Source organism: Oceanobacillus alkalisoli (genome assembly GCF_021556485.1).
Lineage (GTDB): Bacteria > Bacillota > Bacilli > Bacillales > Amphibacillaceae > Oceanobacillus > Oceanobacillus alkalisoli.
This window is the reverse complement of the sequence record NZ_JAKGBW010000001.1, coordinates 20,903-33,013: the sequence shown is the minus strand read 5'-3', so window position 1 is coordinate 33,013 and position 12,111 is coordinate 20,903. Positions and strand designations below refer to the sequence as shown.

At 38.3% G+C, this 12,111-nt stretch carries 11 protein-coding genes; all 11 read left to right on the top strand.

Translation table 11 applies throughout. From position 1 onward, the window contains the following. Window position 1 precedes the first annotated feature (1 nt). The 11 genes from LZD48_RS00195 to LZD48_RS00145 all read left to right on the top strand — a co-directional run bounded on the left by LZD48_RS00195 (window position 2) and on the right by LZD48_RS00145 (window position 12,081). A complete protein-coding gene (locus LZD48_RS00195) occupies window positions 2–364 on the top strand; it encodes an HK97 gp10 family phage protein (protein ID WP_235760720.1) in 363 nt (120 codons plus the stop codon). A 7-nt stretch (window positions 365–371) separates the two neighbouring features. After that, window positions 372–686, top strand: a complete 315-nt coding sequence (locus tag LZD48_RS00190; RefSeq protein ID WP_235760719.1) for a hypothetical protein — start codon at window positions 372–374, stop codon at window positions 684–686. After that, complete coding sequence (locus LZD48_RS00185; RefSeq protein ID WP_235760718.1) at window positions 686–1,258, top strand: major tail protein; 573 nt, start codon at window positions 686–688, stop codon at window positions 1,256–1,258. Before LZD48_RS00190 ends, LZD48_RS00185 begins: the two co-directional genes overlap by 1 nt. Window positions 1,259–1,262: 4 nt before the next feature. Then, entirely contained in the window at window positions 1,263–1,637 is a 375-nt protein-coding gene (locus tag LZD48_RS00180; RefSeq protein ID WP_235760717.1) for a hypothetical protein, read from the top strand. After that, on the top strand, window positions 1,634–1,858 hold the full coding sequence (locus tag LZD48_RS00175; protein ID WP_235760716.1) for a hypothetical protein: 225 nt from the start codon (window positions 1,634–1,636) through the stop codon (window positions 1,856–1,858). The genes LZD48_RS00180 and LZD48_RS00175 overlap by 4 nt, the downstream gene beginning before the upstream one ends. A 179-nt stretch (window positions 1,859–2,037) precedes the next feature. Beyond that, entirely contained in the window at window positions 2,038–5,514 is a 3,477-nt protein-coding gene (locus tag LZD48_RS00170; RefSeq protein WP_235760715.1) for a phage tail tape measure protein, read from the top strand. Further along, the gene (locus LZD48_RS00165) at window positions 5,511–6,230 is read left to right on the top strand and encodes a phage tail protein (protein WP_235760714.1); all 720 of its coding nucleotides are present in this window, start codon (window positions 5,511–5,513) and stop codon (window positions 6,228–6,230) included. The genes LZD48_RS00170 and LZD48_RS00165 overlap by 4 nt, the downstream gene beginning before the upstream one ends. A 29-nt stretch (window positions 6,231–6,259) precedes the next feature. Beyond that, window positions 6,260–7,015 carry a hypothetical protein gene (locus LZD48_RS00160; protein ID WP_235760713.1) on the top strand — a complete coding sequence of 252 codons (756 nt, stop codon included), beginning with the start codon at window positions 6,260–6,262 and terminating at the stop codon, window positions 7,013–7,015. A 37-nt stretch (window positions 7,016–7,052) separates the two neighbouring features. Continuing rightward, a complete protein-coding gene (locus LZD48_RS00155) occupies window positions 7,053–11,435 on the top strand; it encodes a phage tail spike protein (RefSeq protein WP_235760712.1) in 4,383 nt (1,460 codons plus the stop codon). Continuing rightward, window positions 11,435–11,824 carry a hypothetical protein gene (locus tag LZD48_RS00150; RefSeq protein ID WP_235760711.1) on the top strand — a complete coding sequence of 130 codons (390 nt, stop codon included), beginning with the start codon at window positions 11,435–11,437 and terminating at the stop codon, window positions 11,822–11,824. Before LZD48_RS00155 ends, LZD48_RS00150 begins: the two co-directional genes overlap by 1 nt. Next, window positions 11,824–12,081 carry a hypothetical protein gene (locus LZD48_RS00145; protein WP_235760710.1) on the top strand — a complete coding sequence of 86 codons (258 nt, stop codon included), beginning with the start codon at window positions 11,824–11,826 and terminating at the stop codon, window positions 12,079–12,081. Before LZD48_RS00150 ends, LZD48_RS00145 begins: the two co-directional genes overlap by 1 nt. The last annotated feature ends 30 nt before the right edge of the window (window positions 12,082–12,111 follow it).

Here is a 12,111-nt window from a genome sequence, read left to right as displayed (position 1 = left end):
TTTGGTTAAAACAAGCATAGATAATTTAGCCAATGAAATCACGAGTGTTTTAACGGAATATACAACAGAAGTTGAGGTAGGCCTTGAGAAAGCTAAGGAAGATAACGCTAAATTAGGTGCTAAAACATTGAAAGTCACAAGTCCTAAAAAAACTGGTAAGTATGCAAAGGGTTGGCGCGCGAAGAGGATTGGCAAAGCTTGGGTCGTTCACAATGCAACCGACTACCAACTAACACATCTGCTTGAAAAAGGGCACGCTAAAGTTGGTGGGGGTCGCGTGCCTGGCAGAACTCATATTGCACCAGTCGAAGAGCAGGTTATTGTCGGTTATGAAAAACAGTTAGAGAAAATCATCAGAGGGTGATGAAGGAATGACTTTAATTGAATTAAAACGATTGCTAGACGCTACTGGCTTTCCAGTGGCTTATTCGCATTTCAACAAAGCTGTCGAAACTCCATTTATCACCTATCTAGTGGCTTACTCACCACACTTTCATGCAGACAATAAAACCTACCATAAGGTTGATTCAGTTGATATTGAGTTGTACACGGACAAAAAGGATTTACAAGCAGAACAAGCGTTAGAAGATTTACTTGATGAAAATGAATTGCCTTATGATCCGTATGAAGAATTTATAGAATCAGAAGAAGTTTTCAAAAAAACATATGAAGTGAGGTTATATTAATGGCTAACAAAGTACAATTTGGATTAAAAAATGTGCATTATGCACCGTATACAGAAACTGAAGGAAAAATCACATATGAAACACCAATCAAAATTCCGGGCGGCGTCTCTCTCACCTTAACACCTAGAGGGGAGCTAGCTGAATTTTATGCTGATAACATGCTCTATTATTCCGCATCGTCTAACGATGGATATGATGGAACGCTATCGATCGCTACAATTCCAGAGCAATTTGCTATAGATGCCTTAGGAGAAATTAAAGATGAAGATGATGGGGTATTAACGGAAAGAGCAGATGCAAGACAGAAAGAATTTGCCTTGCTATTTGAATTTGATGGTGATAAGAAAGCAACTCGTCACGTTTTATATAAGTGTTCCGCAAACCGCCCAACAATCACTGGGGAAACCACAACCAGCACGAAGGAACCACAACCTAACGAATTGACGTTTATTTCATCCGCAAGAGAAACAGATTATGCGGTTAAGACGAAAACAACAGCCGACACATCTAACGAAGTGTATGAATCTTGGTACGATCAGGTTTACGAAAAAGAAGTAATCCCAGAGGGGTGATTAGGTGGAAGCAACGATTAATATTGGCGAGGAAAAAGTAAGATTAAAAGCTAACGCCATCACAGCAATTCATTACAAAAATCAATTTAAATCTGACATCCTAAAAGACACGCTTAACGCTATGGGCGGAGTTGAAGCAATCCTTAAACTGCAATCTTTAGAGGGTGCAGAGGATTATGAAAAACTCCAATTCTTATTAGATGAAATAGATACGGTTTTAATTTATCAATTTGTATGGTCGTGGGCAAAAACAGCGGATAGAAATGTAGATCCATTTTATGAATGGATATCAAACGTAGATATGCCACCAGTTACTGAACTGTTATTAGAAGATGGATTCGTTGAGCTGTTGGTAGGTAATGTATATAGAAAAAAGTGAGTGAGACTCATGTCGATAATACATCTGAAAGCGATGAGGATGTGTTGACGACAGAGTCTTTTTTTATGACGTGCAAGATGGTCGGTCTAACACTTGAAGATTTAGACATGATGACAATTGGCGAATGCTTGGATTACGTCGAAAACTATGTGGATATAAAAAGTGGTAAGCAAGAAGAGAAAACCAGACGAGCCACACAAGATGATTTCGATTCATTTTAAGGTGTGATGATATGACTAATAAACCTGTTAGATGTCGTAAATGTAATAAATTAATGTTTTATATTAGCGACGATTTAAAAGGAAAAATTGAAGTTAAATGTACAAGATGTGGGAGCAAGGAAGTTATTGATAAATAGAGGGTCATTGAACCCCCATTAATTAACTGGGGGTGAGGTGATTTGTCGAAAAGAATTAAAGGAATCACAATTGAACTTGATGGAGACACGAAGGGTCTCGACAAAGCGCTAAAAGATGTTAATAAAGAATCAAGAGACATACAAAAAGAGTTGCGTGACGTTGACCGTTTACTTAAATTTAATCCAAAAAATACCGAACTTGTTGCCCAAAAACAGAAACTTCTGGGGGATCAAGTTCAGGCTACTAAGAAGAAACTAGAACAACTAAAAGGCTCACAAGATCAGGTAACCGAAGCATTTAAAAAAGGCGAAATATCGGAAGAACAATATCGAAACTTTCAACGTGAGATTGCCGAGACTGAAAGTAAGTTAAAACATTATGAAAATCAACTAAAACAAGTTGATAAAACACAGCGGTCTTTTGGCGATAAGATGGCTGCATCGGGTAAAAAAGTAAAAGAGTTTGGCCAAGGAATGACATCGGTAGGAAAAGAATTATCGATGAAAGTTACTGCTCCACTATCAGCTATCGGTGGGGTCGCTGCGAAAATAGGTATGGACTTTAAAGCTGGGTTATCAGAGGTACAAGCATTAAGCGGCGCAACTGGTGACGAATTAGCAAAATTAGAAGAGCGATCTCGTGAACTAGGAGCGTCCACAAAGTTTAGTGCTAAAGAAGTTACAGATGGCTTTAAGTACATGGCACTTGCTGGTTGGGATGTACAACAGTCTCTCGATGGTATTGATGGAGTTTTAAACTTAGCAGCCGCATCAGGTGAGGATTTAGGGCGCGTATCAGATATTTTAACAGATAGTATTTCAGCGTTTGGGGATGAAGCTAAGGATGCTGGTCGATATGCTGACGTTTTGGCGGCCGCGTCATCTAATGCAAATACAGATGTTGCGGGTTTAGGGGAATCATTCAAAATGGTTGCTCCGGTGGCTGGTGCATTAGGATATAGTCTTGAAGATACAGCAGTTGCGCTAGGATTGATGGCTAATGCAGGTGTTAAAGGGTCAAGTGCTGGTACAGCTTTGCGTAGTGCGCTAACGAACTTAGTTAAGCCCACAGCTGCAATGGAAAAAGAAATGGAAAAGCTAGGGATTAACATCAAGGACTCCAATGGCGAAATGAAGCCACTTGATGTTTTACTTGGTGATCTACGGGGGAGCTTTAGTAAATTATCAGAAGATCAGAAAGCTTCATCTGCTGCAACTATATTTGGTAAAGAAGCTATGGCTGGAATGCTCGCAGTTATTAATGCCGGCGAAGGTGATTTTGATAAATTAACTAAAGCTATTGCGAATAGTGAAGGTGTAGCAGAAGAAATGGCTGACACCATGCAGAATAATCTGCAAGGTAAATTAATTAATTTAAAGTCAGCGCTTGAAGAATTGGCTATAAAGTTATTTGACGCTTTAGAACCTGCACTAACAAGCATTATAGATGCAACGCAAAAACTTGTGGACTGGCTGAACGGATTAAGCAAAGAAGCTCAATTAATCGTTGTAGCTATTGGAGCCTTTGCAGCTGCTATTGGTCCCCTTCTATTAGTTTTAGGACCATTATTAACCATGCTTGGAGGGTTAATGACTGTTTTGCCAACTATAGCACCTGTGCTATTAGGGTTGGCGGGCCCGGTGGGTATTGTGGTGGGCGCACTAACAGCCCTGGGTGTAGCTTTTGCATTGACAAGAACCAAGGCTGATGAATCCTATAAGGCTCAGGAGGAGTTAGCTCAGAACAACTTAGAATTAGCTGAAACGCAATTAGAATCAACGCAAGCTGTAACTGAACAAATAGATGAAACGACAAAGTTAATCGATAAGACGAAAGAACAAATGGAAACCACAGATGAGCTTGTAGATACATTTGAGGATTTAATCGAGAAATCAAAATTAACTACAGATGAATTTGGTGAGTTTTTAACACTACAAACCGAATTAGAAAACACCAAATCACCACAGCGCATAGCTGAAATTGAAGAACGCATGGAAAAGCTGCGTGAAAAGTCTGGATTGTCTCGTGAGCAATTTGACAAGCTTCTTGAATCTAATAGTTTGCTTGCTGAACAGTTTCCCGAATCCGGTAAGGTAATTGATGATTATGGGAACATCATTGTGGATACTACCGGTAAACTTCGTGACATGACAAATGCAGAACTCGAACGTATGCAACTGGAAATCTATAACCAGATGATAGAGGACCTGCAAGCCGTAAATAGTGAAATTGACGGTTACAATAACCTGTTGGGTGAAACTCTCGAGTTAGAGGATGGAATTAATGAGACAAAGAGCGAAATTAACAATATACAAAATGAAATAAATGCTAATCAAGAGATCATAAAAAGCAATGACGAAGAGATATTGGCTTTAAAGGAACAGCAGAAGGATGCAAGCTTTTCGGAATGGTGGCAGTTAAATGAACAGATACATTCTCTCCAATCCCAAAACATTGAGTTAGATGCTAAAAACGGGAAGAACGAAAAGAACCTAGAATCCTTAGAAAGTGCGTTGGCAACAGATGAAGAATCATTGAATGTTAAGAAGCAAACGCGTGATGAAATATCAAATCAAATAGATAAGAATATGCAAAATTACGACGCGTATGTTGAAATCCTCGGCAAACAATATGACATCAATATCGAAAAGGGAAAAGAAAATAAATCGATTGATGATGCTATACAGAAAAGAAAAGATGAGATCAATCAATTAGAAGATAAAATTAAAAAAGAAGGCGACTCCAACGGTAAGCTAAAAGAATCGATTGATCATTTGAAGACGGAAAACAGCCAGCTAGAGGATGCTAAGACTAAGTTGAGCGGGATAAACAGTACATTAGACACTCAAACGTCCAAATACGACACCGCAAACAACAAACTCGCTAAGGTTAATGGTAAATTCCAAGAGGCTGGCGGTCTTACTGACAATAACATTAAAAAGACAGACATTTGGAATGGCAAATTGGACAAAAACCACACGAAAGACGTTAATGTCAAAACCAACAAAGATCCAGACAAAGAAAATGTAAAATGGAGCACTCCGATTAAGAAAGTTGTTAGTATCGTCACCGATGGTTTGAGTAAGTTGAAATTTTGGGCTAAGGGAACAAATTTCCATCCCGGCGGCAAGGCCGTATTAGGTGAAAAGGGACCGGAGCTTGTTGAACATGGCGGTAAAATGAGCCTAGCTAGTTTTGGTATGTACGATCTCCCTATGGGTGCTAAAGTTTTCACTCATGAGGATACTGTCAATATGCTTAGAAATGGCTTGGTAAGTGGTATCAATCAAGGCATCAGCCTACACAGAGCGTCTACTGGAAAATCGCTAACGAGCAATGGTTTTAATGATCAAGATATCTTAAATGCTTTAAACGAACAGAACAAACTGCTTTCCATGTTACTACAGAAAGAAACATCATTTAAAATCGGAGAACATGAATTTAAAAACTATGCTACTAAATTGATTGATTCCGGACTTGAAGAATTTAGTGATAAACGGAAAAGGGCTTGGGGGTGATCGTTATAATTTGGAAATCTAGTGATGTGTTACTTGACGGAGTCAACACCAAAGAGTTTAATGTAAAACCTAAAAGCCGTATAGAGATTCCCACTCCAGAACAGGATACGGAGCATGTGGAAATACGGGGGAGAAATGGGAGTTTGACAAAAAAATATGGGTATAAAGATACCATACTCCCCGTCGAATTTTATATTTTTCAAGGAGGATCTTTTAAAGACGTTTTTAGAGAAGCTAAGTTAAAAATGATTAACTCTAAAACATTTTTGTTAACAGATGATAAGAACATTTATTATAAAGTAAAATCCGTATCTATAGATAACGCTATAAATCCGCAAGATAACTTAGGAGAGTTTACTGTTATATTCCGATTAGACCCGTTCCAATACAAAGTGGCCGACTCTACCAGAACAATAACAAGCCGTACCACTTTAAATAATCCAGGCTATGAATCCCAGCCAATCATCACAGCGACCGTAGCCGGTACAGGTAAAATCTATATCAATGACCAAGTAATTACGATACAGAATATCAACGGCACAATCATCATCGATTCCGAACTCATGAATGCATATCGCAATTCGTCTGGCATTATCACCAATCTTAATAACCATATGATTGGTGATTTTCCTATCTTAGAGCATGGAAATAATGTAATTAATTTTGATGGAGATATAAGTAGATTGATAATAGATCCGAGATGGAGGTGGGTGTGATGTTGTATAATAGTTCTTGAGGTGATATTTTGAAAAAATTATATATGTTTAGTTCTATAATAATTATCTTTGTAACGGGAGCTCTGGTTTATTTATATCAAATTTATTTTGGATTAAACAAGGAAGCTTACGAAAGTGCTTTAAATAGTTTTATAGTAAGTTTAGTAATTCTTGTTGTTACTGTAATTGTTATCAACCTATTGTTTAGCCATCATCATGAAAGGATTAATAAGGAAAAAGAAAAGAAGGAGTATGTACAGGTATTAAAAAAAGCTCATGATGATTTGGTATTTCAATTAAAAACTTATATTATCACTTTTGTAAGTAAGGAAATGGCTAAAACATCACTTAAAGATAATAAACAAATTCACGTTATAGAACTCAATGATTTAAAATCTCAACTTGATCAATATATAACTCGAGATTTCTTGAAGAAAAGTATTGAAGTTACACAACCTGGAACTTTAAACCTCTTTGATTTTCAGACAGATAATGTAAAGCATACGGAATGGTTATTAGATAATAATAATAAAATGTTAGCTAGAATTCATAAGTATTTAATGTTATATTCAGGATTAATGCCTAAAAATATAATTAAACTAATAGTTGAAATAGAGTTGATTATAACTCGAGAAAGTGCTTTTATGGTACCAGACATTAAAAGTTTTCAAGATCAAATGAATCATTCCTTATTGAATGAAGAAAGTATAATAGTAATTAGGGATAATTTATCGAAAATGATTGATAAAATAATTGAATTAGAAAATTTTATTGACACCAAATAATTGGTGTCTTTTTATTTTGCAAGAAAGGAGGTAACCAATGTTTCCAAAACTTTATAATGCTAACGAAACGAGCTTTATCCATAACGGCTTAGGCTTGCTTACTGGTGCTGTTGACGTCGTTGCAACTGAAGAACTAAACGGAATGTTCGAATTAAAAATGGAATATGATCCAGAAGGGTTTCTTGCCGGTGAAATCCAGGAAGAAATGATTATCAAAGCCAAAGCCAATGATAAACAAGATGAGCAGCTATTTAGAATTTACTCCATCACCAAGAACCATGAAAATGATAATCTCATTATCGATGCCCAACATATCACGTATGACTTGGCCAATAACTTTGTGGAAGAATTACACGCTAACAATTTAACTAAAAAGCAAGTAATGGAATTAATCGGATCAGGTACTGCCTACCCGCATCCGTTTAATGTAACAAGTACAAATACAACTACGCAATCGAGCACTAGCTTATATCGTACTAATCCATTACAAATGGTAGCAGGTACACAAGGCTCTGTCCTTCAGACTTGGGGTGGCCAAATCGAGCGTGATAACTTTAATTTAATCATGCACGACAGACGCGGCAGTGATGATGGTGTACTGGTTACTTATAAAAAGAATCTAACTGGCCTAACAGCCAAGTTTGATATTTCTAATTTAGTAACCCGTATTTTTCCATTTAAATTTATTGAAGCAACCGAAGATGAACCGGAGCAATTAATCACTGTCCCTGGAAAGTATATTGATAGCCCACATATCAATGATTACGAAATGCCTTATATTCTTCCCGTGGATTTTTCCAGTGAAGAGGATATCGAAACTAGTCAAGATTTATTAAATGCGGCTAGTGGTTGGTTTGTCGAAACTGGAAGAGACAAGCTCAAAGTAGAGATGGAAGTACAGTTTGAACATCTTTGGGAAACGGAAGAATATAAAGATATCGCTGCACTTGAATTGGTTGGTATAGGTGACACGATAACGGTCAGGCATGGCAAATTAAAAGTTGATGGCTCTGCTATCGTGAACAGAATTGAATATGATGTCATTGCTCGTAAAAATAGATCCGTGGATGTCGGGAGTGTCAAAGCAAGATTCTCTGACCGGATAAATAATATTGATGATAGAACGAATGACATTAACGATAAGATTGATGAAATCGAGAAAGATCATAACGAATCCATTAAAAGAATCGATGGTAAAAACACCATTTATTATGGACCAGATGAGCCTACAGGAGATTTAGTGGAAGGTGATTTATGGTTTAAAGTTGTTGATGGCGAATACGTAGAAACCTATCGTTATGATGGTATCCAATGGCAATTAATTGTTAGTGCCGATGTAAAGGATATTGAAGAAAAAGCGAACAAAGCCCACGAAAGAGCCAACGATGCTGTCGATAGAGCAGATAAAGCTACAGAAGATGCCAATAAAGCGATTGAAAATGCTCAAAAATCATTTGATAAAGCCCAAGATGCATTAAATTCTGCCGATGCTGCAAAATTAGCAAGTGATGCTGCAGGTCGAGTAGCGAGTGATGCGGCAAGTCTAGCCACTACTGCAAGGGATGATGCTGATAAGGCAATGTCAGATGCACGGACAGCATTAGGTGGCGTCGATGATTTGCAGACAAATGTTAATAGCGAGTTCCAACGCATAAATGGGGAACTATCCAGTAAAATCAATCAAACAACATTTGATGGTCTCCAAGGAACCGTAACCAGTCACAGTACATTAATCCAACAAAACGCCGAAGGGATTACCCGGAAAGCTGATAAAACGTATGTTGATACGGTTAATAATACGGTTGAAAATCACAGCTTTCTAATAGAAGAAACTGCAGAAGGATTAAAAGCAAAGGCAAATCAATCTACTGTCAATACGCTCACGGGGGAAGTACAAGCCCATGAAGCGCAATTGCAGTTACATGCTCAGGAACTTTCCAGTAAGATGACTACCACTGATGCTGATGCAAAGTATGCAACTCAATCCCAGTTAACGCAGACAAGCAATCGGTTTAGTAGTGAGATTACTAGTGTGCAGGGTGAGATTGATGGGTTGGAGTATGAGAACAGGAATTTGTTAGTTGGTACAAGCGATGAATTTGTAAGATATGATAGAACAACTGGCTGGGGAGACCATCAACCTTACAATTCAGTTAAAGTGACACCGGGTGAAACCTATACTGCGCGTATTTATCTTAATAACATAAGTGGGGATAAGGATGTACAATTACGTCTTAGGGCGACTCCTGGCTCTGGTTATGTTGATTTCTCGGGAGAGTGGATTCAACCAGGTTCTGAAGGTTATTCGACAGTTACGTTTAAGGTGCCAGCGGACAGAAATACGCTAATATTTATGGCGGTTCGCTTTAATACTAATACGGCTTCTAGGAGTGTAGTAGATTTCAAGGAAGCTAAACTCGAAATAGGCACACGAGCCACACCACACAGTAAAGCACCCGAAGACATCCAATTTCAATTTTCCTCAATTGAACAAACAGTAGATTCTATTACTACCAGGGTGGGAGATTCGGAAGGTAACATATCGGCACTGCAACAAACTGCATCTAGTATTGCCACTCGCATTACTGATGCGGAGGGTAATATCAGCAGTCTTACTCAAACTGTTAAAGGGTTTCAGACTCGTGTGTCAGACGTGGAGGGTAACGTTTCATCTGTCACTCAATTGGCAACCGCTTTGCAAACAAGAATAACGGATGCTGAGGGCAATATCAGTAGTCTTACTCAAACATCTTCTAGTTTAGATAGTACGATTAAGAGCGTGCGAGATGATTTGGAAGGGTTGGAGATTGGTGGAAGGAATTTACTAACAGGAACTAAAAAAGAGCTAACATACGTAAACGTATCTGGTTGGGGGGATTTAACACCTAGCGGTACAAACGAATCTTCCTTATTTAGTCAGGGTATTATTGAAACAGGAGAAACCTATACATTTAGAGCGTTTATAGATGCTAGTCAATCAGCTTACCCTGTCAATATCTTTGCGAGAGCACCGAATTCGGGAAACCCCTATAGAGATTATTCAAGCAATAAGATTCCGGCAGGTCGTAAGGGATACGCTACTGTAACGTTTACAATTCCTTCAAATACGACAAATATTAGATTGTATGTAGTAAGGTTTAGTCAACGCGACACACCTAGCCAGAGGGTAGGATATGGTGAGTTAATACTGATAAAAGGTGATAAGGTATTAGCAGACTGGTCCCCAGCGCCCGAAGATCTAGCAACCCAATCCCAAATCAGCCAACTAGCCGACAATATTAATCTACGTGTCAAAGAAGGCGACGTAATTAACCAGATTAATATTGACACTAGCGGTGTTTTAATCTCTGGTAAACAATTAATCCTCGATGGGGACACAACAGTTACCGGCACTTTCAGGGTTGGTAACGCGAATATAACCGAATTAAATGCTGGTAAAATAACAGCTGGAACTCTAGATGTAGGTAAATTAACAGTAATTGGGCTAACCGCCAATAGTATTATTGGTGGTATTTTGCAATCCCAAAATAATAGCGTCACGTTTAATTTAAATAACGGAAATTTATCGATGGGGAATGCGCAATTAACTTTTGGTGGTACAGGTAATAATTTCAACGGGCGAATAGATTACAGCGGTGAGTCCTTCCGTTTTCAGCGTGATCCTTATACTTACTTGCACATTAACCGTGGTGGTTCTTCTGGTGGAGATGGGATATCATCCAGACGTAACTTGTTCGCTATGATGGCAAAGGGTACGAACATGATTCGCTTTGGATTAACGGATGATGGGTATGATCATGCGATTATTACGGGAGGTACAGTTGCTCTGAAAATGTTAGCAGGTTCAACAAGGCAACTTCAGATAAGGCACTATGGGGATAATGCTTATGCTGATTTGAGAGCTCAAGATATTGAAGCGATGGGGCAATTAACTGTATCACGAAATGTTACGTTTCAAAATCAGTTAATAGCAACAGAAAACTCCCATCTTTACATCCGGCCGCATGTTTCTAGTAGCAATGAAGTTAGAATTGCAGACACTGCTGGAAGATATCACCCACTGAGAGCAGCAAGTTTCCCAACTGGATCCCTAGCAGAATATAAAGAAGATATTCATGCCTGGAATGAATCGGCATTAGCAGTGATTAATCAAAGTACAATCTACCAATATCGATTAAAAGGTACTGAAAAGCTACGTTATGGCTTGGTAATTGGAGAAGGTTATAATACCCCTCATCATGTTATTGATGGCGACGGGGTGGAGCAATACGCCATGAACAGTATCAGCTGGAAAGCTATTCAGGAAGTAAATATGAAGGTCGATGATGAATTATCTATCCTAAGAAAACAAAATGAAGATTTAACATTAAAAGTTGCTCGTCTTGAAGCGAGACTGAATAAATTGGAGGTATCGGCATAATGAAAATTGAAATTAGAAATATTGATTTATCGAAAGTAATTAGTTTCCTGGAACGAGAGAATTTTAAAGGACTGAAGAGCGTAATGCGCTCGAAGCTCACCAACTATTTAAGCGAACAATTAACTGAAGTTGCCAAAGGAGAAGAAACAATCCGAGAAGATGGGAAGGATAAGCCAGAACAATGGTTGGAAACAGAGTTGAAAAATTTCTTTGACCAAACTGTTACCGTAGAAGGCGGGAACATGCTGAAGCCATTGAACGTGGTCAAATCAAAAATTAAAGAGTTAACTAGTGAAGAGTGTGAGCAAGAGTTCTCGGGGAACGATGCTTACGCTCTTTCTGTTTTATATGATGCGTTTGGGTTAGACCAAGAGGGAGGTGACAAATAATGCGTATCACAATCACAGGTATCAATTTTAAATATGATGGTGGATTTGATAAAGAATATACTGGAGTAGATTTGAATTTTATCACTTCCGGGTTTAAATTCAGTCATAACCAGGCTGTTCAGATCACTAAGGAGCAATATGAAGAAAGTCAGAATAACAATGATGCATTAAGGACGCTCATTGTTGAAAAAATACTTGCGGACGTTAACGGTTATGTTGAGGATTTAAACGAATATAAAGGAAGTTTGTCGGAATAAGCGAATAAAAAGAAGGACTTTTCCCCCTCT

What these genes read in the sequence shown, in the direction of transcription:
- LZD48_RS00150 (WP_235760711.1), top strand. Translation starts at nt 11,435, where the DNA reads ATGAAAATTGAAATTAGAAATATTGATTTATCGAAAGTAATTAGTTTC.
- LZD48_RS00185 (WP_235760718.1), top strand. Translation starts at nt 686, where the DNA reads ATGGCTAACAAAGTACAATTTGGATTAAAAAATGTGCATTATGCACCG.
- LZD48_RS00155 (WP_235760712.1), top strand. Translation starts at nt 7,053, where the DNA reads ATGTTTCCAAAACTTTATAATGCTAACGAAACGAGCTTTATCCATAAC.
- LZD48_RS00190 (WP_235760719.1), top strand. Translation starts at nt 372, where the DNA reads ATGACTTTAATTGAATTAAAACGATTGCTAGACGCTACTGGCTTTCCA.
- LZD48_RS00145 (WP_235760710.1), top strand. Translation starts at nt 11,824, where the DNA reads ATGCGTATCACAATCACAGGTATCAATTTTAAATATGATGGTGGATTT.